Annotated in this window: 24 protein-coding genes and 1 pseudogene; 21 read left to right on the plus strand and 4 right to left on the minus strand. The window is 72.2% G+C overall.

The features are described from left to right. Positions 1–17: 17 nt before the first annotated feature. Complete coding sequence (locus OG627_RS02540) at positions 18–962, minus strand: sugar-binding transcriptional regulator (protein WP_329060958.1); 945 nt, start codon at positions 960–962, stop codon at positions 18–20. 156 nt (positions 963–1,118) lie between these two features. On the opposite strand from OG627_RS02540, the gene OG627_RS02545 reads away from it, so the two are divergent. From OG627_RS02545 to OG627_RS02585, 9 genes are all read left to right on the plus strand, one after another. Next, positions 1,119–2,741: a sugar ABC transporter ATP-binding protein gene (locus tag OG627_RS02545; protein WP_329060959.1), complete on the plus strand. Its 1,623-nt coding sequence runs from the start codon at positions 1,119–1,121 to the stop codon at positions 2,739–2,741. Beyond that, positions 2,738–3,754: an ABC transporter permease gene (locus tag OG627_RS02550; RefSeq protein WP_329060961.1), complete on the plus strand. Its 1,017-nt coding sequence runs from the start codon at positions 2,738–2,740 to the stop codon at positions 3,752–3,754. Before OG627_RS02545 ends, OG627_RS02550 begins: the two co-directional genes overlap by 4 nt. 106 nt (positions 3,755–3,860) lie before the next feature. Further along, on the plus strand, positions 3,861–4,928 hold the full coding sequence (locus tag OG627_RS02555; protein ID WP_329060963.1) for a substrate-binding domain-containing protein: 1,068 nt from the start codon (positions 3,861–3,863) through the stop codon (positions 4,926–4,928). An 89-nt stretch (positions 4,929–5,017) separates the two neighbouring features. Beyond that, positions 5,018–5,692, plus strand: a complete 675-nt coding sequence (locus OG627_RS02560; RefSeq protein ID WP_329060964.1) for an SIS domain-containing protein — start codon at positions 5,018–5,020, stop codon at positions 5,690–5,692. After that, positions 5,689–7,152, plus strand: a complete 1,464-nt coding sequence (xylB, locus tag OG627_RS02565) for a xylulokinase (protein WP_329060966.1) — start codon at positions 5,689–5,691, stop codon at positions 7,150–7,152. Before OG627_RS02560 ends, xylB begins: the two co-directional genes overlap by 4 nt. Beyond that, positions 7,149–7,862 carry a hypothetical protein gene (locus tag OG627_RS02570; RefSeq protein WP_329060968.1) on the plus strand — a complete coding sequence of 238 codons (714 nt, stop codon included), beginning with the start codon at positions 7,149–7,151 and terminating at the stop codon, positions 7,860–7,862. Before xylB ends, OG627_RS02570 begins: the two co-directional genes overlap by 4 nt. Then, a complete protein-coding gene (locus OG627_RS02575; RefSeq protein ID WP_329060970.1) occupies positions 7,859–8,917 on the plus strand; it encodes an NAD(P)-dependent alcohol dehydrogenase in 1,059 nt (352 codons plus the stop codon). Before OG627_RS02570 ends, OG627_RS02575 begins: the two co-directional genes overlap by 4 nt. A gap of 48 nt (positions 8,918–8,965) precedes the next feature. Continuing rightward, the gene (locus tag OG627_RS02580; RefSeq protein WP_329060972.1) at positions 8,966–9,730 is read left to right on the plus strand and encodes an SDR family NAD(P)-dependent oxidoreductase; all 765 of its coding nucleotides are present in this window, start codon (positions 8,966–8,968) and stop codon (positions 9,728–9,730) included. A 16-nt stretch (positions 9,731–9,746) separates the two neighbouring features. Next, positions 9,747–10,784 carry a zinc-dependent alcohol dehydrogenase gene (locus OG627_RS02585; RefSeq protein WP_329060974.1) on the plus strand — a complete coding sequence of 346 codons (1,038 nt, stop codon included), beginning with the start codon at positions 9,747–9,749 and terminating at the stop codon, positions 10,782–10,784. 38 nt (positions 10,785–10,822) lie between these two features. On the opposite strand, the gene OG627_RS02590 is transcribed toward OG627_RS02585, so the two are convergent. Continuing rightward, positions 10,823–11,743: a LysR family transcriptional regulator gene (locus OG627_RS02590; RefSeq protein ID WP_329060975.1), complete on the minus strand. Its 921-nt coding sequence runs from the start codon at positions 11,741–11,743 to the stop codon at positions 10,823–10,825. 104 nt (positions 11,744–11,847) lie between these two features. Between OG627_RS02590 and OG627_RS02595 the strand changes: the two genes are divergently transcribed. From OG627_RS02595 to OG627_RS02640, 10 genes are all read left to right on the plus strand, one after another. Continuing rightward, the gene (locus OG627_RS02595) at positions 11,848–13,974 is read left to right on the plus strand and encodes an acetate--CoA ligase family protein (RefSeq protein WP_329060977.1); all 2,127 of its coding nucleotides are present in this window, start codon (positions 11,848–11,850) and stop codon (positions 13,972–13,974) included. A 2-nt stretch (positions 13,975–13,976) separates the two neighbouring features. Beyond that, complete coding sequence (locus OG627_RS02600; protein ID WP_329072291.1) at positions 13,977–14,828, plus strand: MaoC/PaaZ C-terminal domain-containing protein; 852 nt, start codon at positions 13,977–13,979, stop codon at positions 14,826–14,828. Positions 14,829–14,850: 22 nt separating this feature from the next. Continuing rightward, positions 14,851–15,600: a 3-oxoacyl-ACP reductase FabG gene (gene fabG / locus OG627_RS02605; RefSeq protein ID WP_329060979.1), complete on the plus strand. Its 750-nt coding sequence runs from the start codon at positions 14,851–14,853 to the stop codon at positions 15,598–15,600. A gap of 150 nt (positions 15,601–15,750) precedes the next feature. Beyond that, entirely contained in the window at positions 15,751–17,127 is a 1,377-nt protein-coding gene (locus OG627_RS02610) for an MFS transporter (protein WP_329060982.1), read from the plus strand. Beyond that, a complete protein-coding gene (locus OG627_RS02615; RefSeq protein WP_329060984.1) occupies positions 17,124–18,008 on the plus strand; it encodes an FAS1-like dehydratase domain-containing protein in 885 nt (294 codons plus the stop codon). Before OG627_RS02610 ends, OG627_RS02615 begins: the two co-directional genes overlap by 4 nt. After that, positions 18,005–18,919, plus strand: coding sequence for an HpcH/HpaI aldolase/citrate lyase family protein (locus OG627_RS02620; RefSeq protein ID WP_329060986.1), 915 nt, complete (start codon positions 18,005–18,007; stop codon positions 18,917–18,919). The genes OG627_RS02615 and OG627_RS02620 overlap by 4 nt, the downstream gene beginning before the upstream one ends. Continuing rightward, entirely contained in the window at positions 18,916–19,776 is an 861-nt protein-coding gene (locus OG627_RS02625) for an enoyl-CoA hydratase/isomerase family protein (protein ID WP_329060988.1), read from the plus strand. The genes OG627_RS02620 and OG627_RS02625 overlap by 4 nt, the downstream gene beginning before the upstream one ends. Continuing rightward, positions 19,773–20,969 (plus strand): acetyl-CoA C-acetyltransferase, encoded by a 1,197-nt coding sequence (locus tag OG627_RS02630; protein WP_329060990.1) that lies wholly within the window; start codon positions 19,773–19,775, stop codon positions 20,967–20,969. The genes OG627_RS02625 and OG627_RS02630 overlap by 4 nt, the downstream gene beginning before the upstream one ends. Then, positions 20,944–22,137: a CoA transferase gene (locus tag OG627_RS02635; RefSeq protein WP_329060992.1), complete on the plus strand. Its 1,194-nt coding sequence runs from the start codon at positions 20,944–20,946 to the stop codon at positions 22,135–22,137. The genes OG627_RS02630 and OG627_RS02635 overlap by 26 nt, the downstream gene beginning before the upstream one ends. Positions 22,138–22,295: 158 nt before the next feature. Further along, a complete protein-coding gene (locus tag OG627_RS02640; protein ID WP_329060994.1) occupies positions 22,296–23,165 on the plus strand; it encodes an alpha/beta hydrolase in 870 nt (289 codons plus the stop codon). Between the two features lie 41 nt (positions 23,166–23,206). Here the strand turns inward: OG627_RS02640 and OG627_RS02645 are convergent, their stop codons facing one another. Then, entirely contained in the window at positions 23,207–24,070 is an 864-nt protein-coding gene (locus tag OG627_RS02645; protein ID WP_329060996.1) for an NAD(P)H-binding protein, read from the minus strand. A 171-nt stretch (positions 24,071–24,241) separates the two neighbouring features. Between OG627_RS02645 and OG627_RS02650 the strand changes: the two genes are divergently transcribed. Continuing rightward, positions 24,242–24,859 (plus strand): TetR/AcrR family transcriptional regulator, encoded by a 618-nt coding sequence (locus OG627_RS02650; RefSeq protein WP_329060998.1) that lies wholly within the window; start codon positions 24,242–24,244, stop codon positions 24,857–24,859. Between the two features lie 11 nt (positions 24,860–24,870). On the opposite strand, the pseudogene OG627_RS02655 reads toward OG627_RS02650, so the two are convergent. After that, positions 24,871–25,068, minus strand: a pseudogene (locus OG627_RS02655) (Lrp/AsnC ligand binding domain-containing protein); the annotation flags it as partial. Between the two features lie 342 nt (positions 25,069–25,410). Here OG627_RS02655 and OG627_RS02660 point away from each other — a divergent pair. Next, positions 25,411–26,607: a S8 family peptidase gene (locus OG627_RS02660; protein ID WP_329061000.1), complete on the plus strand. Its 1,197-nt coding sequence runs from the start codon at positions 25,411–25,413 to the stop codon at positions 26,605–26,607. Positions 26,608–26,661: the final 54 nt, after the last annotated feature.

Here is a 26,661-nt window from a genome sequence, read left to right on the forward strand (position 1 = left end):
ACCCTAAACGAGGGGCCTCAGGGCCAGGTGAGGAGGGCGCGGGCGGTGGGTTCGTCGACGACGAGGGTGTCCAGGATCCCCGAGCGCAGGATGGCCGCGATGGCGCCGCGCTTGCCGAGTCCGCCGGCGACACCGATGACGCTGTCGATGGCGCGGAGGTCCTTGAGCGCGATGCCGATCCGGCGGTCGTCCAGACCGCGCAGGGCCTGCCCCTCGGCGTCGAACATGAGGGCGCAGGTCTCCGCCGCCACCCCGGACGCCAGCAGCGCTTCCCGCTCGGCCGGGGCCAGCCGGTCGTACACCTGCGACTCCGGCGGGGTCCAGGAACCCACCGAGACGACGGCCCGGGTCACCTTGCGGTACTGGGCGATCGTCGACTTGACGCCGGGCTGGCGGCGGAGGGACTCGGCGGAGCTGGGGTCGGGGGTGATCATCGGGGCGTAGACGGGGTGGGCCCTGCCGCCGCTGACGGAGGTGATGCGGCCGAGTATCTCCAGCCCCGTCTGCTGGACCGTGCCGGTCAGACCGGTGAGCTGCACGACGTCGCACGGCGGCAGCCGGGTCAGATGGTCGGCGATGTGGCTGACGGTCCGTCCGCTGTCGAGGCCGAGGACGTCGTCCTTGGTGACGGTCTCGGAGAGGACGTCCGCGGCCACCCTGCCGAGGCGGTCGTGGATCTGATCGCGGTCGGCCTCCGCGTCGGCGGTCTCGTCGACCCGGACCGCGTAGGCGTGGCGGAGCCCGAACCGGCCGGCGAGGGCGTCGGACACCTCGGGCGCGATGAGGGCGCTGGGCTTGATGGTGATGGTGACGAGGCCGGTCTCCAGCGCGGCGTCGAGCAACCGGCCTGTCTTGAAACGGGAGATGCCCAGGCGCTCCGCGATCTGAACCCTGGTCAGGCCGCCCAGGTAGTAGAGGCGCGCGACGCGCCCCATGAGTTCGACGTCTCTTGTCCCGGTCATGCCGCACATCCTGCACCAAGGACATCCGACTCGACAAACGAGTGCTCACATGAGCAATGCATTGACGTGTGAGCAATTCTGGGTTCAGCATGTCACCACTCGCCACGGGAGGCGGGGAAATGCCCGAGTCATCGTTGCCGCGGGAAAGGAGCCGAAATGGACAGCGACGGATCGATACCGGCCACTGTCGCCCCCGCCATGCTGGAGTGCCGGGACCTGTACAAGTCCTTCGGCGGTGTACCGGTCCTCAAAGGAGCAGGTCTCTCCCTGCTGCCCGGGACGGTCACCGCCCTCGCCGGGGAGAACGGCGCCGGCAAGTCGACCATGATGAAGATCGCCTCCGGCCAGCTCAGGGCGGACCGCGGCGAGGTGCGTGTCCGCGGGGAGCAGCTGACGCCGGGCGATCCGAAGGCCGCGCACCGGCTCGGGGTCGCGATCGTGCCGCAGGAGCTGGCCTCCATCGACGACATGACCGTCTACGAGAACCTGTTCGTGGGCCACGAGATCCGCACGCGCCTCGGACTTCTGGACCGGCAGGCGATGATCGCCGCCGCCCGCCGGGCCCTGGACGCCTTCGAGGTCGGTATCGACCCGGCCACGCGGATGTCCCGGCTGCCGGTGGGACTGCGCCAGATCGTGGAGATCGTCAAGTGCACCCACCGCGGTGCGAAGGTCCTGCTGCTGGACGAGCCGACCTCGGCCATCGCCAAGCACGAGGTCGACAGCCTGTACACGCTGGTCGGGCGACTGCGGTCGACCGGTGTCTCGGTCATGTACACCACGCACAAGATGGAGGAGATGCGGGCGCTCGCCGACCGGGTGGTGGTGCTGCGCGACGGCGTTCTCGTCGCCGACCGGAGCATGACCGAGGTCAGCGACGACGACATCGTGACCGCCATGATCGGCCGCGATCTGGAGAGTCTCTTCCCTCCGGTGCGGCCGCCGGCCGCCGAACCCGTCCTGGAGGTCCGCGGCCTGCGGGTGGACGGCAGTGCCGAGCCGACCACGCTCACCGTCCGCGGGGGCGAGATCCTCGGCCTCGCCGGGCTCGTCGGCGCCGGGCGCACGGAGCTGCTGGAGTCCATCTTCGGAGCCCGTCCCGACGGCGGCGGCAGCGTCGCCGTGGACGGCAGGACCGTGGGGCGGCGCTCTCCGGCCGGCTCGATCCGCAGCGGGATCGCATTCGTACCGGAGGACCGCAAGGGCGCCGGGGCCGTGCTCACCATGAGCATCCTCGACAACGCCACGCTGCCCCGCCTCGCGGACTTCAGCGTCGCGGGCTGGCTCAGGAACTCCGCCCGTACCAGCAGGGTCGACACGGCCATGAGGTCGGTACGGCTGCGCAGCCGCGGGCCGGGCCAGTCCGTCGGCACCCTCTCCGGCGGCAACCAGCAGAAGGTCGTGATCGCCCGCTGGCTGACCAGTGACGTACGGGTGCTGCTGCTGGACGAGCCCACCCGGGGCGTGGACGTCGGCGCGCGGTCGGAGATCTACCGGATCATCGCCGACCTGGCGGCCGAGGGCATGGCCGTCGTGATGGCCTCGTCCGACATGCCCGAGATCCTCGGGCTCTCCCACCGGGCGCTGGTCATGCGCGGCGGCGCCGTCGCCGCGGAGCTGGACCGCGACCAGCTCGACCACGCCGACGTACAGGCCACCATCTTCCGGATCGCCGCCGGCCTGGAGGACAGCGGGCGGACCCCGGCACCGGCCGGCCGGACCGCGCGGCCGACGGCGGCCACCCCATCCCCTTCACCGGCCAAGGACGACGCATCATGACCGCACTCTCCACCCACGACACCGCCCCGGCCCCCACCGTGCCGGAAGAACCCGGCGGACGGTTCAACGCGGCCTGGCTGAAGGCCATGGCCCTGCGGTACTCGATGTTCCTGGTGCTGCTGCTGGTGATCGGCTACTTCTCGTACCGCAGCGCCCGGTTCGGCACGGTGGACAACCTCCAGACCATCCTGATCGCCGCCGCCCCGTTCGCGCTGATCGCCCTGGGACAGACCCTGGTGATCCTGACCGGTGGCATCGACCTGTCCGTCGGATCGGTCATCGCCGCCTCGGGGATGACCGCGGCCTGGACCGCGAAGAACTACCCCGGCAACCTGTTCCTGCCCATCGTGGCCGCCGTACTGGTCGGGCTGGTGGCGGGGTCCGTCAACGGGTTCCTCGTCTCCCGGCTCAACGTGCCACCGTTCATCGCCACGCTGGGCATGCTGACGGCGGGCAGTGGCGTGGCGTACGTCATCGGCGGGGGCGCGCCCATCAGCGGGCTGTCGGCCGACTTCGGGAAGATCGCCAACGCGAGCCTGCTCGGGCTCAAGATCCCGGTGATCGTCATGATCGTCGGCATCGTCGCCCTCGCGGTGATCATGCGGAGGACGGCCTACGGCCTGCGCGTGTACGCCGTCGGCGGCAACCGGGTGGCCTCCGAGCTGGCCGGTGTCAACGCCCGCAACGTGCTGTTCAGCGTCTACGCCTTCTCGGGGATGCTCGCCGGGCTGTCCGGGGTGATGCTCGCCTCCCGGGTGATCTCGGGCGCTCCCGACCTGGGCCGGGGGTACGAACTCGACGCCATCGCGGCGGTCGTCATCGGCGGGGCCAGCCTGATGGGAGGCCGCGGCACCGTCTTCGGCACCGTCCTGGGGCTGCTGCTCATCCAGACGCTCAACAACGGCCTGGACATCCTGACCGTCCCCGCCTACTGGCAGAACGTGATCAAGGGCGTCCTGATCGTCGCCGCCGTCGCGGTCGACACCTGGTCGGCCCGCCGCCGCGTCACCTGACACTCCGCCACTCGACACACCGTCACCCGACCCACCGTCGCTGACACACCTCCGTACCCACGCCGCCCGTGCTGCCCGCATGCCCGAACCCGCAAAGGAAACGACCATGCACCGTCCCGCGAGAACCAGAATCATCACCGGCATCGCCGCCTCCGGGCTGGCCCTCGGCCTCGTGGCCTGTGGCGCCGGCGACCCGGCCAAGAGCTCCGGAAGCGACGCGGACCGCCGTCTGCGCGTAGGCGTCACGGTCTACAACATGTCGTCCTTCATCACCGAGGGCAAGGAGGGCATGGAGACCTACGCCAAGGCCAACAACATCGAACTGGTCTGGAACTCGGCCAACAACGACGTCTCCACGCAGGCCAACCAGGTCGACCAGCTGATCAACGCGGGTGTCGACGCCATCATCGTCGTCCCCGTGCAGGCAGACTCGCTGTCCCCGCAGATCGCCGCGGCCAAGCAGAAGAAGATCCCCGTACTCGCCGTCAACGCCGAACTCAACAGCGGCGATCTGGCCGCGAGCGTGCAGCCGGACGACGTGGCCGCCGGTGCCCAGGAGATGGAGATGATGGCGAAGAAGCTGGGCGGCAAGGGCAACATCGTCGTCCTCCAGGGTCCGCTCGGCGGATCGGGAGAGATCAACCGCGGCAAGGGCATCGACAAGGTCCTCGCCGAGTACCCGGACATCAAGGTCCTGGCCAAGGACACCGCGAACTGGAAGCGGGACGAGGCCGTCAACAAGATGAAGAACTGGATCTCGGCCTTCGGCAACAAGATCGACGGTGTCGTCTCGCAGAACGACGACATGGGCCTGGGCGCCCTCCAGGCCCTCAAGGAGGCCGGCCGGAGCGTCCCGATCGTCGGTATCGACGGCATCCAGGACGGCCTCAACGCGGTCAAGGACGGCAGCTTCATCGGCACGTCCCTCCAGAACGGCACCGTGGAGCTGTCCGCCGGACTCGCCGTGGCGGACCGGATCGTGCGGGACGAGAAGGTCTCCACCGAGCCCGTCTACATCATGCCCGCCATCACGAAGGACAACGTCGGCGTCGCCATCGAACACGTCGTCACCAAGCGCTCGGACTTCCTGGCCGGGCTGCCGAAGGTGACGGAGGAGAACCTCAAGACGGGCGACATCGCCTACGAGGGCATCCCCGGCCAGCAGCAGAAGTGACTCCCCGCGGGAAGCGGACCGGGCGCGACCGCCCCGGCGGAACCGTCCGGCCGCTTCCCACCACGCCCCTACACCCCCACGAGGCGCCCATGAACGGCACGCCCGACGCGTCCGTCCAGACCATACTCGACGCCGCTCGCGACCTGATCCGGCTCGAAGCGGCCGCCCTGACCAACCTGGTGGACCAGGTGGACCGGAGCACCGCCCATGTCGTCAGCCTGATTCTCGCCGGAACCGGCAAGGTGATCACCACCGGCACCGGGACCTCCGGCATCATGGCCGAGCGCCTCTCCCATCTGCTCGCCGTCACGGGCACCCCGGCGTTCTACCTCCCCTGCCTGGACGCCCTGCACGGCGGCATGGGCTCGATCGCCCCGTCCGACCTCGTCATCGCCTTCTCCAAGGGCGGCAAGTCCGCCGAGCTGACCCAGCTGGTCACCCGGCTGGAGGAGCGCGACGTGCGGGTCGTCGCCGTCACGGAGAACCCGGGCTCCGAATTCGCCTCCGCCGCCAGCCATGTCGTCACGATCACCACCGATCCGGCGGAGGCGGACCTCGGCGGTCTCGTCGCCACCGGATCCACCCTGGTCGCGGGCGCCTGGGGAGACGCCCTCGTCGCCGTGCTGATGAGCGCGCGCCAGTACAGCTGGGAAGAGGTCATCTCCACCCACCCCGGCGGCGTCGTCGGACAGCAGGAAGCTCTGCCCGACCGGATGAGCCTGGCTCCCCGCACCGGATCCCGTATCACCGGGGAGGCCCCGTGACCGGGACGCTCGTCGCAGGAGTGGACTCCTCCACGCAGTCGTGCAAGGTCGAGCTGCGCGGCCTGCGCGACGGCCGGCTCGTGGGCAGCGGCTCGGCGCCGCACCCGCCCGCGAGCCCGCCGGCCAGCGAACAGGACCCGGACGCCTGGTGGCAGGCGCTGCTCCTGGCCTTCTCCGCCGCGATGCGCGACGCGGGCGCCGCGCCCGGTGACGTGTCCGCCATCAGCGTCGCGGCGCAGTGCCACGGACTGGTCGTCCTCGACGCCGACGACCGGGTGATCCGGCCGGCCAAGCTCTGGAACGACACCACCTCCACCCCCGAACTGCTCGAACTGCGGTCCCTGATCGGCGACACGGCCCTCATCCACCGCACCGGATCCCTGCCCACGGCGGCCTTCACCCTCAGCAAGATCGCCTGGCTCGCGCGCCACGAGCCGCACTCCTTCGCCCGTGTGCGCCGCGTCATGCTGCCGCACGACTACCTGGCCTTCCGGCTCACCGGCCGCGCCGTGACCGACCGCTCCGAGGCGTCGGGCACCGGCTACTTCGACGCGACGGACAACCGCTACCTGACCGAGCATCTGGACCTCGTCGCCGACGCCGACTGGCTGCCCATGCTCCCGGCCGTACTCGGACCCGACGAGCCGGCGGGCGAGGTCACCCCCCGGGCACTGAGCGCCCTGGGACTGCGCGGACCGGTCCTGGCGGGCGCGGGCGGCGGTGACCAGCACGCCGCCGCGCTGGGGCTCGGCATGGCCCCGGGCGACCTCATGTACTCCTTCGGCACCTCCGGTGTCGTCATGGGCGTCAGCGAGCACGCCGTCCACGACCTGGCGGGCTTCGTGGACGGCGTCGCCGACATGGCCAACGGCTATGTCCCGCTGGTCAGCACGTTGAACGCGGCCAAGGTCACGGACACCTTCGCCGCTCTGCTGGGCGTGGGGCACGAGGAACTCTCCCGGCTGGCCCTCCGGGCCCCGGCCCTCGGCGCCCGCCCGGTCATGGCCGCCTACCTCGACGGAGAACGCAAGCCCAACCGCCCCACCGCCCAGGGGCTGCTGAGCGGCATCACCTCCCACACCACCAGGGAACAACTGGCCCGCGCCGCCTACGAGGGAGTCGTCTTCGGCCTCTACACCGGCCAGGGGCACCTGGAGCGCAGCGCCGTGCCCACCGGTGGGCGGGTGATCGCGGTGGGCGGCGGCGCCCGGTCGGCCGCGTACACCCAGCTGCTGGCCGACATCGTGGGGCGTCCGGTCCTGACGGCCGACGCCGCCGAGGCGACGGCGCGCGGCGCCGCCGTACAGGCCGCGGCCGTCGCCACCGGCACACCGGTCGTCACCGTACGCGCGGCATGGGCGCCGCGCACCCGCGTCGCCGCCGAACCCGGTACGTTCCCGGCGCGGGCCTGGGACGACTACCGGGCCACGGCCGCGGTGACCGAACTGGACCGGCCATGACCGCCGCCGTCCACGAGCCGCTGCGCGACTGGTACCGGGCGTACCCGCCCTTCACCGTCGGCGGCAGCCTCTACGCCGTACCGCCCGCACACCGTGCCGCCACCGCGGCGGCGCTGGCCGAGCGCGACTGCCGGGTGCACGTCGACATCATCGTCGACGCGGCCGGGCGCGGCCTCGGTGTCAGCCGCCACGAACTCGACCGGGCCCGCGCACTCGCCCCCGGCGCCAGGATCGACCTGCACCTGATCGTCGCGGACGCGCTGCCCCCAGCGGCGACCGCCGGGATCGTCGGGGCCACGGTCGCGACCGCGGCCCGACTCGGCGTGGAGGCGGTCACCATGGACCTCGCCCGGATCGAACGGTGTCCCACCGCGATCGACGCTCTCCACCGGTCCGGCATCGCGCTCTGGCTGGAGCACTCCCCCGGGGGGCGCGTCCAGGAACTTCCCCCCGGCGTCGACGGATCCCTGGTGATGTTCATCCCGCCCGGCACCAAGCGGTCCGCCGACCCGTCGATGCTCACCGAGGTCGGCCGCCTCGCCGCCACCATGCCCACCGCCGTCGACGGGGGCATCACCGCACCCGTCGCGGCACAGTGCGTGGCACAGGGCGCCACGTACATCGTCGCGGGCCGCAGCCTGCTCACCGCCGCGTCGCCCGCGTCCGCCCCCGCACCCCGTACCGAGAACCACCGAGAGGATCTGCCATGACCCGCACCGGCACCGTCCCTTCCACCATGAGGGCCGGCGTCCTCACCGGTCCGCGCACCCTGACCGTCGAGGAGGTCCCCACCCCGGCCTGCGCCGCCGACGAGGTCGTCATCCGCGTCGCCGCGGTCGGTGTGTGCGGGTCCGACACCCACTACTTCCGCCACGGCCGCATCGGCGACTTCGTCGTGGACGCGCCCCTGATCCTCGGTCACGAGCTGTCCGGACGCATCGTCGCTGTGGGTACGGACGTCCCCGCAACCCGCGTCGGCGAACGCGTCGCCGTCGAACCGCAACGCCCCTGCCGCCGCTGCCGGCAGTGCCGCGCGGGCCGATACAACCTCTGCCCCGACATGGAGTTCTACGCCACCCCGCCGGTGGACGGCGCCTTCGCCGAATTCTGCGTCATCCGCACCGAGTTCGCGCACGCCGTGCCCGACGCGCTCTCCGACGAGGCCGCGGCCCTCCTGGAGCCCCTGTCGGTGGCCATCACCACCATGCGCAAGGCCGGCGTCGTCCCCGGATCCAGCATCCTCATCGCCGGCGCAGGGCCCATCGGCATCATCTGCGCCCAGACGGCGCGGGCGTTCGGAGCGGCTCGGATCGTCGTCACCGACCCCGTGGGGGAACGCCGCGAGCGCGCCCTGCGCTTCGGCGCCACCGAGGTGATCGACCCGCTGGACACCGACATCGCCACCGCCGGTCTCGACGTCGACGCCTTCGTCGACGCCAGCGGTGCGCCCGCGGCCGTCATGTCCGGCATCAAGGCCGTCGCCCCGGCCGGCCGGGTCGTCCTCGTCGGGCTCGGCTCCTCGGAGATGGCCCTGCCCGTCGAGCACATCCAGAACCGCGAGATCACCGTCACCGGCATCTTCCGCTACACCGACACCTGGCCCGCCGCCATCCACCTGGCCGCGACCGGGCAGGTCGACCTCGACTCGCTCGTCACCGGCCGGTTCGACCTCGAACACGCCGCCGAAGCCCTGGAGAGCGACCTCGACCCGGCCGGCCTGAAGTCGGTCGTCTACCCCGTCTCCGTACCCGCCACCGCTCCGTAGCCAGGCCCCGCAGACCGGCCCCCGTACTCACCGAAAGGTCACCCGCACATGTCATCACCGTTCAGCCTCGAAGGCCGCACCGCTCTCGTCACCGGCGGCAACCAGGGACTCGGCAAGGCCTTCGCGTTCGCCCTCGCCCAGGCCGGCGCGCGCGTGGCCATCTCCGGCCGGCGCCCGGAGGCCAACCGCGCCGTCAGCGAACAGGCCGCGGCGGCCGGCTTCGAATTCGCCGCCATCACCGCCGACATCACGGACGACGCCCAGGTGACGGCCATGACGGAACAGGCCGAGGAATCCCTCGGCGGACACATCGACATCCTCGTCAACAACGCCGGCACCTGCTACCACGCGCCCTCCTTCGAGGTCACCGACGACCAGTGGTCCTCGGTGTTCGACCTGAACGTACGCGCCCTGTGGAAGACCTCCCTCGCCGTGGGGGCGGGCATGTGCCGGCGGGGCTCCGGATCGATCGTCAACATCGGCAGCATGTCCGGCCTCATCGTCAACCGGCCGCAGTGGCAGCCCGCCTACAACGCGTCCAAGGCGGCCGTCCACCACCTGACCAAGTCGCTCGCGGTCGAATGGGCCCCCCACGGCGTGCGCGTCAACGCCCTGGCCCCCGGCTACACCAAGACCGAGATGGCCCCGGTCGACCGTCCCGACCTGCGCCGCCAATGGATCGACGACTGCCCCCAGCAGCGCGCCGCGCTCCCCGAGGAGATCGCGCCCAGCGTGGTCTTCCTCGCCAGCGACGCCGCCGGCTTCATCACCGGATCCATCCTGGTCGCCGACGGCGGCTACACCGCGGTCTGAGACAGGAGAAACGAACATGAACACCCTCGCCACCAACCGCCGGATCGTCGTCACCTCCCTCGACGACATCCGCGTCGAGCGGATCCCGCGCCCCGAACCCGGGCCCGGCCAGGTCCTGGTCCGCTCCACCGTCGTGGGCATCTGCGGTTCCGACATGCACGCCGTCCATGGCCGCCACCCCTTCGTCAGCCTGCCGATGCGCCCCGGACACGAAGTGGTCGGAGTCGTCGATGGAACGGGGGCCGGGGTGGACCCCGCCCTGACCGGCACCCGCGTCGTCATCGAGCCCAACCTCGCCTGCGGCACCTGCGCCCAGTGTCTGCGGGGCCGCTACAACATCTGCGCCACCCTGGACGTCTTCGGCTGCCAGACGCCCGGCGGCATGACCGACCACTTCGTGATCGCCGCCGATCGTGCCGTACCGCTCCCCGACGACCTCGACGATCTCCGCGCCGCCCTCGTCGAGCCCGCGGCCACCCCGGTGCACGCCGTGCGCCGCGCCGGTGACCTCACGGGCCGCCGGGTCCTCGTCGTCGGAGCCGGCCCCATCGGTCTGTTCGTCCTCCTCGCCGCGCGGGCGGCCGGGGCCGCGCACATCGCGGTCGCCGACCTGCTCGACGGCAAGAGGGAACTCGCCCGCCGCCTCGGCGCCGACTCCGTCCTCGACCCGGCCGACCCCGACGCCGCGGACCACGCCGTCACGGCCCTCGGTGGCAGGGCGGACGTCGTGTTCGACTGCGTCTCCAGGGAGTCGACCGTACGGCTGGCCATCAATGTCCTGGACAAGGGCGGCCTGCTGATGACCGTCGGTGTCCCCAGCGGTCCCACCTCGATCGACCTCGACCTCGTCCAGGACCGCGAGCTGACCATCATGGGCAACCTCATGTACACCCGTCAGGACATCGACCGCGCCATCGAGCTCCTGCGCGGCGCCACGTTCGCGCTCTCCGACATCGTCACCGCCACGTACGACATCGAGGACGCCGCCGAGGCCTTCCGCGCCTCCGACGACCCCAAGCACGTGAAAGTGCTCGTCACCGTCGCGCGGCCCTGAGCCGTCGCGCGCACTCGTCCGTTCCCACGCCCGGCCCGTCAGGGCCGGGCGGCCTCGGTACCGACCTCCTCGGCGAGTGCGCGGAACCGCAGCCCCGCCTGGCTCTCGTAGCGGGGGTTCCAGGCGACGGCCAGGCCGAGCCGGGGCTGCGGCACCTCGGTGATCAGATCGCGGAACTCCACACCGTCGCGGCCCTTCCTGGCGGCGCTGGAGGGGACGAGCGCCACCCCCATCCCGCTGCCGACCAGGAAGAGGACCGTCTCCACCTGCACGGCCTCCTGCGTGACCCTGGGTGTCACCCCGGCCTCCCGGAACAGCATCGTGGACAGGGCGTGCAGACCCGGGATGGTGCTCTGGGTGTAGTCGATGAACGGCTCGTCCGCGAGATCCCGCAGGGTGATCCGCTTCTGCCGGGCGAACCGGTGGTCCTTGGGCAGGGCGAGGACGAAACGGTCGGCCTCCACCGTCACGTACTGGAGATCGCTGCGCCGGACGAGCGGGACGCGGACGATGCACACGTCCAGTGTGTGCCGTTCCAGGGAGTCGACGAGGCCGGTGTTGGTGTCCTCCGTGAACTTCAGTGTGACGCCCGGGTAGGTCCGGCGGAAGGCGCGCAGGAGCAGGGGCAGCAGCCGGTTCTTCGCGGACCCGACGAAGCCGACGCGCAGCGTCCCGGTGGCACCGGCGGCGGTGGACTCGGCGACCCGCGCCAGCTCCGCCGCGTGGAAGACGGCGGCGCGGGCGTGTTCGAGGGCCGCCTCGCCGGCCGCGGTCAGTTCGACGCTGTGCGTGGACCGGACGAAGAGCCTGGCGCCGATCTCTTCCTCCAGCTTGCGGATGGAGACCGAGAGCGGGGGCTGTGTCATGTGCAAACGGTCCGCCGCCGTACGGAAGTTGAGGGTCTCGGCCACAGCCAGGAAGTGCTTCAGCTGCCGTAGCTCCATGGTGATACCTCGCACGTATCAAGAGTTGGCGATCGCAGTGCGGGCATTGTATGACCAGAGCGGGGTCGGCATGGTGACTCACACCACACACGCACGGACAGCACCAAGGGAGCCGCCCCATGTCAGCCGTGCCCTCCTCGCCTGTTCCGACAGGCTTCGAGCAGGCTTTCCGCCCGCGTTCGGTCGCCGTGATCGGCGCTTCGGACGACCCGAGCCGGATCTCCGGCCGGGCCCTGCACTACCTGCGCCGCGCCGGGTACAAGGGCCGTGTCCATCCCGTCAACCACAAACGGGCGACGGTGCAGGGACTGCCGGCGTATCCGTCGCTGGACGCGGTTCCCGAGGTCCCGGACATGGCACTGATCTGCCTCCCCTCGCGGCTGCTCGCACAGGCGGTCACCGACTGCGTGGCGAAGGGCGTGGGCGCCGCCGTCATCTACGCGGCCGGTTTCGCGGAGACGGGCGAGGAGGGCCGGGCGCTCCAGGAGGAGCTGGCCGGGATCGCCCGGCGGGGGAACCTGCGGCTCTTCGGACCCAACTGTCTGGGGCTGCTGCACGCGGCCAGTGGCTTCGTCGGCACCTTCAGCAGCGCCTTCGACGAGGCGATTCCCACGGGCGGCAATGTCGCGGTGGTCAGCCAGAGCGGTGCCTACGGTGGCCATCTGGCCTATCTGTGCCGTCGCCGCAACATCGACATCGGCTACTGGGTGTCGACCGGAAACGAGGCCGGCACCGATGTCGCCGACTGCATCCACTGGCTCGCCCTCCAGGACGACGTGTCGGTGATCCTCGCCTACGCCGAGGGCGTCCGGGACGCGGAGCGGCTGCGTACCGCACTGACGGTGGCCCACGAGCAGCGCAAGCCGGTCATCTTCATGAAGGTCGGGTCCTCCGGCACCGGCGCTGTGGCGGCGCAGTCCCACACCGCCTCGCTGGTGGGGAGCGACAGCGTCTACGACGCGTTGTTCCGGCAGTACGGTGTGCACCGCGCCCGCACCACCCAGGAGCAGGTCGACCTGGCCTACGCGTGCAGCAGGGGTGTGCTGCCGGCCGGCCGCAGGCTGGGCATCGTCACCGTCTCGGGCGGCTTCGGTGTGCAGTTGTGCGACGCCGCCGAGCGGTACGGGCTGGACGTCGCGGGACTGCCCGAGGAGGCCAGGGCCCGGCTGCGCGAGGTCAACCCGATGGGCAGCGACGACAATCCCTGCGACACCACGGCGGGCTGGCTCAACGACATGAGCCTGATCACCGACACCTACCGGGTCATGTACGCCCAGGGCGACTACGACAGTGTGATCGGCTCGTTCACCATGCTGCCGGACTCGCCGACGTACGGCGAAGGCATCAAGGAGGCGATCCGCAAGGGCACTTCGGACTTCATGGACCGGCCGACCGTGCTGTGCATGGAGGCCCGTCCCGAAGTCGTGCGGTCCTACGAGGAAGCGGGCTTCCTCGTGTACGACGACTCCGAGCGCGCCGTCGCTGCCCTCGACGGGCTCACCCGGCTGCGGGAGGGTTTCGAGCGTCCGCTGCCTACGCCGGGCGGTACGGAGGCGCTGCGCCGGGAGGTGCCGGACGGGCCGCTCTCCGAAGCGGCCGCGCAGCGGCTGCTGGCCTCGGCGGGCGTACCGTTCCCCGCCTCCCGGGTGGTGACGTCGGCCCAGGAGGCCGCCGAGGCCGCGACGGAGACCGGGTTCCCGGTCGTGATGAAGATCGTCTCGCCCGGCATCCCGCACAAGACGGAGATCGGCGGTGTGGTGCTCGGTGTCGCTGACGCGCAGGCCGCCGCTGCCGAGTTCACCGCGCTGACCGAGCGCGCCGCCGCCGCGCGCCCCGACGCGCGGGTGGACGGGGTGCTGGTCGCGCGGACGGCGCCGCGGGGCCCGGAGGTGATCGTCGGCGCGCGGCGCGACCCGGTCTTCGGTCCGGTCGTGATGTTCGGCACCGGCGGGGTACGGGCGGAGCTGTACCGCGATGTCGCGACCCGGGTCGGCGCCGTCGACCGGGACGAGGCGCTGCGCATGATCGCCGAGACGCGCGGACACGCCCTGCTGACCGGGTTCCGGGGCGCGCCCGAGGCGGATGTCGACGCCGTCGCCGACCTGCTGGTGACCGTCTCCGCGTTCGCCGTCGCCAACGCGGACCGGATCGAGGCCGTGGAGCTGAACCCGGTGGTCGTCCTCGCGGCCGGGCAGGGTGTGCTGGCGCTGGACGCCCTGGTGGTGGAGCGCGAGGGGGCGTCGTGACGATGGACCCGCGGAAGCTGCTGCGGCGGGAGTTCGCGCCGGTACGGCAGCGGTACACCGCCCGGGACCGCGCCCTCTACGCGCTGAGCCTGGGCGTCGGCGCAGATCCGCTCGACGCCCGTCAGCTCGCGTACGTACGGGAGGAGGACGGGCGCGTCTTCCCCACCATGGCGAACGTGCTCGGCTACCCGGGCTTCTGGGCCCGGGAGGAGGACACCGGCATCGACTGGCGGCGGCTGCTGCACGTCGAGCAGTCGATGACACTGCACGCCCCCCTGCCGCCGGAGGGCGAGGTGGTGGGCAGCACCCGGGTCACCGGCGTCGTGGACAAGGGTGTGGACAAGGGCGCCCTGCTCTACCAGGAGCGGCGGATCGTGGAGGCGGGCAGCGGACGGCTCCTGGCCGAGGTGGGCCAGGTCAGCCTGTTGCGCGGGGACGGCGGCTGCGGCAGCACCAGGGACGCCGCCGCGCCGGCGCACCGGATGCCGGGACGAGCGCCGGACGCCGTGCACGACCTGCCCACCCTGCCCCAGGCCGCGCTGCTCTACCGGCTCAACGGCGACACCAACCCGGTGCACTCCGATCCCGCGACCGCGCGGGCGGCGGGGTTCGACCGGCCCATCCTGCACGGACTGTGCACCTTCGGTGTGGCCGTGCACGCCCTGCTGGCCGGCGCCCTGGGCTGGGACGACTCCGGGCCGCACCGGCTGCGGGTCCGCTTCACCGCCCCGGTCCTCCCCGGGGAGACGCTGCGGACCGAGTCCTGGACCGACGGGAACGTCGTGTCCTTCCGCACCACCGCGGTCGAACGCGGCACGGTCGTCCTGGACGCCGGCCGTGTCGACCTGATCTGACCTGACGAACAGGAGCCGCATCATGGATCTGGACATCGGCGGCAGGACCGCCATCATCACCGGCTCGGCCCGGGGACTGGGCTCGGCGACCGCCCACCGGCTGGCCCGGGAAGGCGCTCACGTCGTCATCACCGACATCGACGGGGCGGCCGCGGAAGCGACCGCCGGGGAACTGACCGGGCTGGGCCACCGGGCGATCGCGGTCCGCGCCGACATCACCTCGGGCACGGACGTGGAGGCCCTGGTCGCCGCCACCGTCGAGGAGTTCGGCGGGGTGGACATCCTCGTCAACAACGCGGGCTTCCCCCGCGACACGCTGCTCACGAAGATGACGGACGCGGACTGGGACTCGGTGATCGAGGTGATCCTCAAGGGGTCGTTCCTGGTCACCCGGGCCGTCATGCCGCATCTGATCGCGCGGCGCTGGGGCCGGGTCGTCAACATCTCCTCGCGCAGCTATCTGGGCAACCCCGGCCAGGCCAACTACTCCAGCGCCAAGGCGGGCATCCTCGGCTTCACCCGTGCGCTCGCCGCGGAGCAGGGGCGGTACGGCATCACCGTGAACGCCGTCGCCCCGGGCTTCATGGAGACCGAGGCGGTCCGCGCGCTCGATCACTACGAGAAGATCCGGGAGAAGGCGGTGGCCGCCCAGCCGCTGCGCCGTACCGGACAGCCCTCGGACATCGCCGACGCGGTGGCGTTCCTCGCCTCGGAGCGCGCCTCCTTCATCACCGGCGAGACCCTGCACGTGACCGGCGGCCGGTTCGGCTGACCGCCGGGCCACCGGGCCTCCGGGCCCCCGTACCAAGGGCGACCACTCCCCCATGCGCCCGTGAGCACAGCACCCACCCGTGACGCCGCGCACGCCGTCGCGCCGCCGAAGCACTCCCAGCCTGCCCAACGATGTCAATGGAGATATCCCATGGCTGCTCCCCAGGAAGCCGTCGCCGGGGCCACACGCCCGGCCGGCCCGTCCCCGTCCCCCGGCCGCAGCAGAGCTCGTTTCATGATCGTCGCGCTGCTGTTCGTGGTCTCCACGCTCAACAACGCCGACCGCGCGATCCTGTCCATCACGGGAACCGAGATCCAGGGCCAGATCGGCATCAGCGACATCACGCTGGGCTATCTGTTCTCCGCCTTCTCCTGGGCCTACATGCTGGCGCAGCTGCCCGGCGGCTGGATCGTGGACAAGTGGGGCGCCCGCAAGGTGTACGCGGGCAGCATCCTCGCTTGGTCGGTGGCGACGATGCTCCAGGGCTTCGTCCCGCTGTTCGGCATCGCCTCGGCGATGATCGCGCTGTTCGTCCTGCGGATCGCGGTCGGCCTGGCCGAAGGACCGGCCTACCCGACCAACGGACGGGTGGTGGCGACCTGGTTCCCCGCGGCCGAACGCGGCACCGCCTCCGCCATCTTCAACTCCTCGCAGTACGCGGCGCCGGTGGTCTTCACCCCGTTCATGGCCTGGCTCACGCACGGCTGGGGCTGGCCGTCCGCGTACTTCGTCATGGGCGGCGTGGGGATCCTGCTCAGCGTCTGGTGGTGGGTGGCCTACCGCCAGCCGCGCGAGCACCCGCGCGTCAACCGGGCCGAGCTGGAGCACCTGGTCGAGGGCGGCGCGCTCGTCGACATCGAGGAGGCCGCGTCCGTCGGCACGAAGTCGGGGGTGGACACCTGGTCCGTCGTACGGCAGTTGCTCACCAGCCGCATGATGATCGGCCTCTACATGGGCCAGTTCTTCATCACCACGATCGTCTACTTCTTCCTGACCTGGTTCCCGATCTACCTGATCAAGGAACTCGGCATGCCCCTGCTGGAGGCCGGATTCACCGCGTCCATACCCGCTCTCTTCGGCTTCATCGGCGGGATCCTCGGCGGTCTGCTCTCGGACGCGCTGCTGCGTCGCGGCATGTCGGTGACCGCGGCCCGCAAGATCCCCATCGTCGCCGGTCTGTCGCTGTCCACCTGCATCATCGCCTGCGCCTGGACCTCGACACAGACGGTGGTCATCGTGCTGATGGCGATGGCGTTCTTCGGCAAGGGGCTGGGCAGCCTCGGCTGGACCGTCGTCTCGGACACCTCCCCGAAGGAGGCCGCCGGTCTGTCCGGGGGCCTGTTCAACACCTTCGCCAACCTGGCCGGGATCACCACCCCGATCGTCATCGGCTACGTCGTCGACATCACGGGGTCCTTCGACGGCGCGCTGATCTTCGTCGGTGCCTCCGGTCTGGCCGCTGTGCTGTCCTTCGTGCTGGTCGTGGGCCGTATCGAACGTATCCATCTCAAGGAGGCCACCCCGTGACGGCACCGCAGACCCCCGAGAGCCACGACGCCTGGCGGGGGCGGCACGAGGAGGCCGAGGACACGCTGAGCGCGGACACGGTCCGCGCGCTGGCCGCCGTCCTGGACCGCGCACCGGACGGTACGGACGCGGCGCCGCCCCTCGCGCACTGGCTCTGTTTCCAGCCCCGAGCGCCACAGAGCGAGCTGGGCCCCGACGGACACCCCCGGCGCGGCGGCTTCCTGCCGCCCGTCCGGCTGCCCCGCCGCATGTGGGCCGGCGGCGCCCTCACCTTCTCGCGTCCGCTGCGCACCGGTGAACCGGTCCGCCGCAGGTCGGTCGTCGCGGACGTACGGGAGCGCGAGGGACGCGGCGGTCCGCTGGTCTTCGTCGGTGTCGACCACGAACTGCGGCAGGGGGGCGCCGTCGTCCTCACCGAGCGGCAGGACATCGTCTACCGGGCCGCCGAAGGCGCCGCCCCGGCATCCGGCCCGGCATCCGGCCCGGCACAGAGCGCTCCACGGGAGCGGCCGCCCGAGGAGGCGCCCGCGCCCGGAACGTGGCAGCGCTCCCTCGTACCGGACCCGGTGCTGCTGTTCCGCTACTCCGCGCTGACGTTCAACGGGCACCGCATCCACTACGACCGCGCCTACGCGCGGCAGGAAGAGGGCTACCCCGGGCTCGTCGTGCACGGGCCGCTCACGGCGACGCTGCTGCTGGACCTCTACGTCGGGCGGCGGCCCGGCGCCCGCGTCACCGGCTTCCGCTTCCGCGCGCTGCGACCGGCCTTCGACGGTCGGGAACTCACCCTGCACGGCACGCCGACGGAGGCGGGCGCCGTCCTGTACGCCGCCGACGACCAAGGACGGACCGTGATGAGCGCGGAGGTGGACGCCGCATGACCGGCCAGGCACCCGGCGCCGCGCGGTCGCTGCTGTTCGTGCCCGCCGGAGACGAACGACTCCTCGCGAAGGCACATCTGCGGGGCGCGCACGGACTGGTCCTCGACCTGGAGGACGCCGTACCGGAATCCGGGAAGGAAGCGGCCCGCCGCGCCCTGCCCGGCCACATCGACCGGCTGGCCGCCGAGGGCCAGTACCTGGTGGTACGCACCGGGTCGGTCCGCGAGGAGTGGGAGAAGGACCTGCGGGCCGCGCTCCGTCCCGGCCTGCGAGCGGTGATGCTGCCCAAGGCCGAACACCCGGAGCAGCTCGCCGGGATGGCCGCGTTCCTCGACGCGGCGGAGCGGGAGCGCGGGCTGCCCGAGGGGGCGGTCGGACTGATCGCGCTGATCGAGTCGCCGGCCGCGCTGTTCGCGCTGCCGGCCCTGGCGAAGGCACCCCGGGTGCGCGCGCTGGCGTTCGGCAGCGAGGACTTCTCGCTGGCGCTGGGCGTGGCGCCCACGCCGTCGGTGCTGACCGAGCCGTGCCGCTGGATCGCGCTGGCGGCCTCGGCCGCCGGGATCGGCTCCTTCGCGCTGCCGCTCTCGCTGGCCGTCCTGGACCGGCCCGACGCGCTCGCGGAGGCCGCGCGGCGGGCCCGGGGGCTGGGCGTCACCGGGGCGCTGTGCGTCCACCCCAAGCAGGTCGCCGCCGTCAACGCGGCCTGGGCACCCGACGACACCGAGATCGGCTGGGCCCGCAGGGTGACCGCGGCCTGGGACACCGCGGGCCGCGGCGGACCCGCGCCGGGCGTCATCCGCGTCGACGGACAGATGGTCGACGCGCCCGTCCTGCGCCGCGCGCGCGGCCTCCTCGCCGCGATACCGGCCGGGGAACACCCGGAGAACACCGACCCTGGAGGGGGCAGATGAGCAGCGCACACGTCCGGCTGACGATCACGGAAGGGGTGGCGACCGTCGTCTTCGACAACCCGCCCCTGCACGTGTGGAACGCCGCGATGACCCGCGGCCTGGCCGCAGCGCTGGACACGGTGGAGGGCGACGCGTCCGTCGGCGTCGTGATCCTGACCGGCGCCGGGGACCGGGCGTTCTGCGCGGGCTCCGACATCGCCGAGTTCGCCACGATGCGGGCGCCGGGCGAGGCGGTGGCGAGGAAGCTCCGCCCGCAGCACGAGCTGTTCGCGCGGCTGGCGTCCTTCCCCCGGCCGGTGATCGCCGCGCTGAACGGGCACACGCTCGGCGGCGGTCTGGAGATCGCCGTGTGCTGCGACCTGATCGTGGCCGAGGAGCAGATCAGCATCGGTTCGCCGGAGATCAGGCTCGGCGTCTTCCCCAGCAGCGGGGGCACGTTCCGTGTCGCCCGCCGGATCGGGGCCGGGCGTGCCAAGGAGATGCAGCTGCTCGGCGAGCAGGTGGACGCGGCGACCGCGCTGGCCTGGGGTCTGGTCAACCGGGTGGCCCCGCGCGGCGGGGCGGTCGGTGTCGCGCGGGAGCTGGCGGCCGTCCTGCTGCGGCGTCCGCCCCGCTCGCTGGCGCTGTGCAAATCGGTGATCGACGCGGCACACGACCTCACCGAGGAAGAACTGATCGAACGCTCGCTGGCCGCCAGCGACGAGGCGTTCACCTCCGCCGAGAGCGCGGAGGGGGTACGGGCGTTCCTCGCCAAGCGCGCCCCCGACTTCCGTGCCCCGTCCGACTTCCTCACCCCGCCCGGCCGTTCCGTCGAGCAGCCCGTCGAGCGTTCCGTCGAGAAGGAGACTCACGCATGACCCGCGCGGCCATCGTCGCCCCTGTCCGTACCCCCATCGGTGCCTTCGGCGGCAGCCTGCGGCAGGTGCCCGTGGAGAAGCTGGGCGCCACCGTCGCGAAGGCGACCGTCGAGCGGGCCGGTCTCGATCCCGCCCTGATCGAGGACGTGGTCTTCGCCCAGTCCTACGCGAACAGCGAGACGCCGTGCGTCGGCCGCTGGATCGCGCTGGAGGCCGGATTCCCCGTCGAGGTCGCCGGGATGCAGCTGGACCGGCGCTGCGGCGGCGGGCTCCAGGCCATCGCCACGGCGGCCATGATGGTGCAGTCCGGGGCGGCCGAGGTCGTCATGGCGGGCGGCGTCGAGAGCATGAGCAATGTCGAGTACTACACGACCGACATGCGCTGGGGCGGGCGCTTCGGCTCCACCGTCTTCCACGACCGGCTCGACCGGGGCCGTGAACGGGCCCAGCCCGTCGAGCGGTTCGGGGAGATCTCCGGGATGATCGAGACCGCTGAGAACCTGGCCGGCGACTACGGGATCACCCGCGAGCAGGCCGACGCCTACGCCGTCCGCAGCCAGCGGCGGGCGGCGGCGGCCTGGGAATCCGGCGCCTTCGCCGACGAGGTCGTCCCGGTGACGGTGCCACAGCGCAAAGGCGGTCCCGTGGTCTTCGACCGCGACGAGGGCATACGTCCCGACACCTCGCCGGAGAAGCTGGCGGGACTGCGCGCGGTGGAGCCCGGTGGGATCGTCACCGCGGGCAACGCCTGTCAGCAGAACGACGCCGCGGCGGCCTGCCTGGTCGTCTCCGAGGACCTGCTGGAGCCGCTGGGACTGACCCCGATCGCCTACCTCAAGGGCTGGGCCGCGGCGGGGTGCGAGCCCTCCCGTATGGGCATCGGCCCCGTTCCCGCCACCGAGCGCCTCCTGAAGCGGCTGGGCATGAGCCTGGCGGACATGGACCTGATCGAGGTGAACGAGGCATTCGCCTGCCAGGTGCTCGCGGTGCTCGGCGCCTGGGGCATCGACGACACGGAGCGCGTCAATGTCAACGGTTCCGGTATCTCGCTGGGGCACCCCGTGGGCGCGACCGGTGTGCGCGTCATGACCACGCTGCTGCACGAACTGGAGCGGCGCGACGCCCGGTTCGGACTGGAGACCATGTGCATCGGGGGAGGTCAGGGCATTGCAGCCGTCTTCGAACGCCCCTGAACAGCGGCGCGGTCCCCTGGCGGGGCTGCGCGTCGTCGAGGTCTCGGCCTTCGTCGCCGCCCCGCTCGCGTCCATGACCCTGGCCCAGCTGGGCGCCGAGGTGATCCGGATCGACCCCGTCGGCGGAGGCATCGACTACCACCGCTGGCCGGAGACCGATGACGGGACCAGTCTCTACTGGGCCAGTCTCAACAAGGGCAAGCGGTCGGTGACGCTCCCGCTCAACACCCCGGAGGGACAGCGGGAGGCGGCCCGGATCATCTGCGCGGACGGTCCGGGCGCGGGCATACTCGTCACCAATCTGCCGGCGCGCGGCTGGCTCGGCTACGAGCAGCTCTCCGCGCTGCGGCCGGACCTGATCATGATGCGGTTGCAGGGTGACCACGACGGCTCCCCCGCGGTCGACTACTCCGTCAACTGCGCCAGCGGCTTCCCGCACGCCACCGGCGACGACCCCGCGCCGGTCAACCACGTCCTGCCTGCCTGGGACATCGCCGCCGGGCTCTACCTGACGGTGGGTCTGCTGGCCGCCGAGCGCCGCCGGCAGGCGACGGGCCGGGGCCAGGAAGTCACGCTGGCCCTGTCGGATGTCATGCTCGCCACCGTCGGAAACCTCGGCTATCTCGCGGACGTCCAGATCAACGGCGCCTCCCGGGAGCCGATCGGCAACAGCCTCTACGGGGCCTTCGGACGGGACTTCGGCACCGCCGACGGCCGCCGCGTCATGGTCGTGGCCCTCACCACGCGCCAGTTCCGGTCGCTGGGCCGGGCCACCGGCCTCACCGAGAAGCTGGAGATGACCGGCCCGCTGATGGACGTGGACCTGACGACGGAGGGCGGCCGCTACGCCGCCCGGCACGCCATCGCCGCCGTACTCGAACCCTGGTTCGCGTCGCGGACGCTGGCCGAACTGCGGTCCGTGTTCGAGGACTCGGGGGTGCTGTGGGGGCCGTACCAGACGTTTCGGCAGCTGGTCGAGGAGGACCCGCGCTGCTCGGCGCAAAACCCGCTGTTCTCCTGGATGGAGCAGCCGGGCATCGGCAAACTCCTCGCCCCGGGTTCACCGCTGGTGTTCTCCGCCGACCCGGCGCCGGTGGCCGCGCCGGCGCCCCTGCTGGGGGCGGACACCGACGCTGTTCAGTCCCGGGGAGGGAACGCGCGGAGGTGAGGGAGTAAGCGGAGGGGGCTGTACCGGTAGTGCGGATGATCTTCCGGTGGGTAGGGTGCGCCCTCGGGCACCGGACACCTGTCCGCACACTGCCCTCAGGACTCCGCACGTGACCGCGCGGCGACGGTCGCCTCCGTGGCCGGAAAGTGAGCAGACAGATGCAACCGACGTTCGTACTGGTTCACGGAGCCTTCGCCAACTCGTTCTCCTTCGCGCCGCTCCAGGCCGAACTCGGCCTCCTCGGGCACCGTTCGGTCGCCGTCGACCTGCCGGGCCACGGATTCGGGGCGACCTATTCGCGCGCCTATCAGGCCCCGCAGGATCTCGGACGGCTCGCCACCGAGCCCGGCTCGATCAGGGGCGTCACGCTCGCCGACAACGCGGCGCACCTGATCGGGATCCTGGAACGGGCCAAGCGGAACGGCCCGGTGATCCTGGTCGCCCACAGCCGCGGCGGCATCACGGCCACGGCGGCGGCCAACGCGCGGCCGGACCTGATCGACCGCATCGTCTACGTGTCGGCCTGGTGCCCGGTCCGGCTCGACGTCGGCGACTACTACGCCGAGCCGGAGATGGCCACGGTCGACGCCGCCTCGCTGGTTCCGGCGATGGCCGGGAACCCGGCCGAACTCGGCCTGCTGCGCACCAACTTCCGCACCGCGGATCCGGCCGTGCTCGCGGCGTTCAAGGCGGCCTTCCTCGCCGACGGCACCGACGCGGAGTTCCTGACCTTCCTGAACACCTTCCAGCCCGACGAGAACCTGGACGCCGGTACCTCCGACGACCGGGCGCAGGCCGCGACCTGGGGCCGCGTCCCGAAGACCTTCGTCCGCCTGGCCGACGACACGAGTCTGCCGCTCGCCCTCCAGGACCGGCTGATCCGCGAGGGCGACGAGCTGACGCCGGACAACCCGTACGACGTCCGCACGCTTGAGGGCAGCCACCTGAAGTGGCTGACCGACCCGGCGCCGGCGGCCCGGGTCCTGGGGGAACTCGCCTCGCTGCCGGCCGCGGCGGCCCGGTCATGACCGCGGCCGGGTGACCGACCGCGCCCGGAGGACGGGCGGCGTCATGTCGTACGTCCTCCGTTTCGTGCCCTCTCCCGTTCGGCGACGTCGCGGAAGCCGCGCGGCGGGCGGCCGGTGAGGCGCTGGACGGCGTCGGTGGTGCGGTCCTCGGCTCCCGCGGCGACGGCGCGGTCCAGACCGGCCAGCATCGCGGCGAACTCCGGAGGGATCCCCGCCGCCGTGAGGTGATCGCGCATCTCCTCGTAGGACAGCTGACGGTGGGTCACGGGCCGGCCGGTGACCTCGGTGGTGATCCTCGCGATGTCGTCGTAGCCGAGCGCCTCCGGTCCGGTGAGGACCGGGTCGGTGTTGGGGGCGCGGTCGTCGGTCAGGGCGCGCACGGCGACGGCCGCGATGTCGTCGGCGTCGACGAAGCCGACGCGTCCGTTCCCGGCGGCCGTGCGGATCGTGCCGTTCTCCCGGATGCTGAGGGCGTGCGCGTGCGTGCCCGTGAAATTCTGCATGAACCAGGACGGCCGCAGCACCGCCCACTCGTCGAACAGGCCGGGCAGGGCCTGGTGCACCTTCCCCACCGCCGAGCCGCCCTCGGGAATGGCCGAGGAGCTGAGGAGCACCGCTCGGCGTACGGCGGCGGCGCGGGCCCGCTGGAGGAAGGGCAGCATGACCGCCGCCGGGTCGGGGTCGCCCAGGGGCGGTATGAGGTAGACCCGGTCCACCCCGTCGAGGGCACCGGCGTGGGAGTCGGGGTCGTACCAGTCGAAGCGGACCGGCTCCGCGCCCGGGACCGGGGCGGCGCGCCGGCCGGCGGCCTTCACCCGCCGGCCCGAGGCGACCAGCCGCGCGGCGGTCCGGCTGCCGGTGGTGCCGGTGGCTCCGATCACCAGGGTCGCGCGGGGCGCGCTCATCGGGTGCTCCTGACGAAGTCGGTGCCGGGTTCCTGGAGGGGGCGGTACAGGTCCGCCGGTGCCGTGTTCGTGGTCATGAGGGCTCCGTCCCGTACAATACGGACCACGGGTCCGCTTTTGTGGCCGACGATACGGACCGCCGGTCCGTTTTGCAAACGGAGGAGCGAGTTCATGGAAGGCGCGCCCGAGCGCAGGCCACGCAAGGACGCCGCCCGCAACCGGGAGGCGGTCCTGGCGGCGGCCGACGATCTCTTCGCCCGCTGCGAGCGGCCCGAGACCCTCACCATGGCCGATATCGCGGCAGCCGCCGGAGTCGGCAAGGCGACGCTCTTCCGCGGCTTCGGCGACCGGACCGGCCTGATCCGCGCGCTGTACGAGGCACGGCTCGAACCGGTCAAGCGCGCCATCGAGGAAGGGCCGGCGCCCCTGGGGCCCGCCACGCCTCCGCTCCAGCGCGTCCCCGCCCTGCTCGACGCCGTCCTGTGCTTCAAGCTCGACAACCGGCACCTCGCCCTGGCCCTGGAGGAGGCCGGCGGCGACAGCCCCTACCGGGCCGAGCACTACGAGCGGTGGCACTCCATGCTCAGCGCCGTGCTGGAGCGGATTCCCGGGCTCACCGACAGCCATTTCACCGCGCACGCGCTGCTCGCCGCCACCCGCGCCGACCTCGTCGAGCACCTCGTCACCGAGGAGCACGCGACCCGCGAGCGGATGCGGGCACAGCTGGCGGCCCTCATCGCCAGGATCCTGGACACGTCGTCCTCTCCGCGGCCGCACCCGAGCCCTTGAGGCCGGACCGCCTACTCCGGCAGGGGGCGGTCCTGGACGACGCTCTTCATCACGAGGGTGGAGGTCAGCCGCCGGACGCCCGGCAGCTCGGCCAGTTGCCCGTCGTACAGCCGCTGGCAGGCGGCCAGGTCGGTGGTGGCGACGCGCAGGAGGTAGTCGGGTTCGCCGAACAGCCGCTGGGCCTGGATGACATGCGGGACGGCGGTCACGGCAAGATTCTCCCTCAGGACGACCGGCGCACCCTCGTCGCCAACGGACAGCAGACGCTGATCCGGGTCAGCAGGCCCGAGGGGTGATCCGGCGGGCCGCCGCCCGGCTCGCGACGCCCGGCACGCGCGCTCGCCGTGTTGCCGGGCCCGTCCCCGCACGTCGAGTACGGGGACGGCACCGGCCGCCGGCACCCGGTTCGGGTGGTGAGCCGGGCTCTCCCGGCGAGGATGCCCCGCACCGCCCCGCGGACGGACCATGATCCGGGCAGGCGAAGGTTCCGGGGCCGTCAGGCCCCGCCGACCGGACCCGTCCGACCGACCGATCCGACCGGAGCACACCACATGCGCTTGTCACCGTTCCGAGCAGCGACCGCTCTGCTGCTGGCCCTTCCCCTCCTCGGCGCCCCCGCCGTCACCCACGCGGCCACCCCGTCCGCACCGGTCGCCGTGGGGCGCTCCCCGCACGCCGTTCCCGGGGAGTACATCGTCACGCTCAAGCCGGGCCGTGCGGCCGGCGAGGTCCTGCGGACCCTGCGCGTCACGCCCCGGTTCAGCTACACCGACGCGCTGAACGGCTTCGCCGCGCGCCTCGACCCGGCGCTGCTGCGCGCCGTGCGGACCAGTCCCGCCGTGGCGGCGGTCGAGGAGAACTCCCGCCTCACCGTCCACGGCTCCGCCCGCCGCGACGGCCCGCCCGGCCGCGCCACCCGGGCCCCCGCCCCGGTCTGGGGCCTGGACCGGATCGACCAACGGGCGCTGCCGCTCGACCACGCCTTCACCACCCGTGGCCACGGGGAGGGCGTGAGCGCGTACGTCGTCGACACCGGAATCGACTACACGCACCCGGAGTTCGGCGGCCGGGCCGTTCCCGGCTTCGACGCCGTCGGCGACGGCGGGAACGGCCTCGACTGCAACGGCCACGGTACGCACGTCGCCGGCACCGTCGGGGGCCTGACCTACGGCGTCGCCCCGCGGGCGCGCCTCGTCTCCGTCCGGGTGGTGGACTGCACCGGCAACGGCGACAAGGCCCAGTACATCGCCGGGCTGGACTGGGTCGCCCGTAACGCCGAGGGCCCCGCGGTCGTCAACGCCTCCCTCGGTGAGGAGAAGTCCACGGCCATCAACGACGCGACCACCGCGCTGTCCGGCCGGGGCGTCCTGCCCGTGGTCTCGGCGGGCAACGACGCCTCCGACGCCTGTTCGGCCTCGCCCGCCTCCGCCGCCGGAGTCCTGACCGTGGCCGCCTCGGACCGCGAGGACAGGGAGTCGGACTTCTCCAACTGGGGCCCCTGCGTGTCCCTGTACGCCCCCGGACAGGCCATCACCTCCGCCTGGCCCGGCGGCGGCAGCCGCGTCCTGAACGGCACCTCCATGGCCGCACCGCACGCCACCGGTGTCGCCGCCCTCTACCTCGCCGGACACCCGGCCGCGACCCCCGAAGCGGTGCGGAGCTTCCTCGTCGGCCGGTCCACCGGGAACGCCCTGACCCACGTCCACCCGGGCACGCCCAACCGGCTGCTGTTCACCGCCGGTCTGTGAACACGCTCCTCGCCCGCTCCCGGGACCGCGGGTCCCGGGAGCACCGGCGCGGCG

The sequence above is a fragment of the Streptomyces sp. NBC_01429 genome (assembly GCF_036231945.1).
GTDB lineage: Bacteria > Actinomycetota > Actinomycetes > Streptomycetales > Streptomycetaceae > Streptomyces.

What these genes read in the sequence shown, in the direction of transcription:
- OG627_RS02585 (WP_329060974.1), top strand. Translation starts at nt 9,747, where the DNA reads ATGAACACCCTCGCCACCAACCGCCGGATCGTCGTCACCTCCCTCGAC.
- OG627_RS02550 (WP_329060961.1), top strand. Translation starts at nt 2,738, where the DNA reads ATGACCGCACTCTCCACCCACGACACCGCCCCGGCCCCCACCGTGCCG.
- OG627_RS02620 (WP_329060986.1), top strand. Translation starts at nt 18,005, where the DNA reads ATGACCGGCCAGGCACCCGGCGCCGCGCGGTCGCTGCTGTTCGTGCCC.
- fabG (WP_329060979.1), top strand. Translation starts at nt 14,851, where the DNA reads ATGGATCTGGACATCGGCGGCAGGACCGCCATCATCACCGGCTCGGCC.
- OG627_RS02645 (WP_329060996.1), bottom strand. Translation starts at nt 24,070, where the DNA reads ATGAGCGCGCCCCGCGCGACCCTGGTGATCGGAGCCACCGGCACCACC.
- OG627_RS02650 (WP_329060998.1), top strand. Translation starts at nt 24,242, where the DNA reads ATGGAAGGCGCGCCCGAGCGCAGGCCACGCAAGGACGCCGCCCGCAAC.
- OG627_RS02640 (WP_329060994.1), top strand. Translation starts at nt 22,296, where the DNA reads ATGCAACCGACGTTCGTACTGGTTCACGGAGCCTTCGCCAACTCGTTC.
- OG627_RS02595 (WP_329060977.1), top strand. Translation starts at nt 11,848, where the DNA reads ATGTCAGCCGTGCCCTCCTCGCCTGTTCCGACAGGCTTCGAGCAGGCT.
- OG627_RS02545 (WP_329060959.1), top strand. Translation starts at nt 1,119, where the DNA reads ATGGACAGCGACGGATCGATACCGGCCACTGTCGCCCCCGCCATGCTG.
- OG627_RS02600 (WP_329072291.1), top strand. Translation starts at nt 13,977, where the DNA reads ATGGACCCGCGGAAGCTGCTGCGGCGGGAGTTCGCGCCGGTACGGCAG.
- OG627_RS02660 (WP_329061000.1), top strand. Translation starts at nt 25,411, where the DNA reads ATGCGCTTGTCACCGTTCCGAGCAGCGACCGCTCTGCTGCTGGCCCTT.
- OG627_RS02540 (WP_329060958.1), bottom strand. Translation starts at nt 962, where the DNA reads ATGACCGGGACAAGAGACGTCGAACTCATGGGGCGCGTCGCGCGCCTC.
- OG627_RS02555 (WP_329060963.1), top strand. Translation starts at nt 3,861, where the DNA reads ATGCACCGTCCCGCGAGAACCAGAATCATCACCGGCATCGCCGCCTCC.
- OG627_RS02625 (WP_329060988.1), top strand. Translation starts at nt 18,916, where the DNA reads ATGAGCAGCGCACACGTCCGGCTGACGATCACGGAAGGGGTGGCGACC.
- OG627_RS02630 (WP_329060990.1), top strand. Translation starts at nt 19,773, where the DNA reads ATGACCCGCGCGGCCATCGTCGCCCCTGTCCGTACCCCCATCGGTGCC.
- OG627_RS02570 (WP_329060968.1), top strand. Translation starts at nt 7,149, where the DNA reads ATGACCGCCGCCGTCCACGAGCCGCTGCGCGACTGGTACCGGGCGTAC.
- OG627_RS02575 (WP_329060970.1), top strand. Translation starts at nt 7,859, where the DNA reads ATGACCCGCACCGGCACCGTCCCTTCCACCATGAGGGCCGGCGTCCTC.
- OG627_RS02610 (WP_329060982.1), top strand. Translation starts at nt 15,751, where the DNA reads ATGGCTGCTCCCCAGGAAGCCGTCGCCGGGGCCACACGCCCGGCCGGC.
- OG627_RS02560 (WP_329060964.1), top strand. Translation starts at nt 5,018, where the DNA reads ATGAACGGCACGCCCGACGCGTCCGTCCAGACCATACTCGACGCCGCT.
- OG627_RS02580 (WP_329060972.1), top strand. Translation starts at nt 8,966, where the DNA reads ATGTCATCACCGTTCAGCCTCGAAGGCCGCACCGCTCTCGTCACCGGC.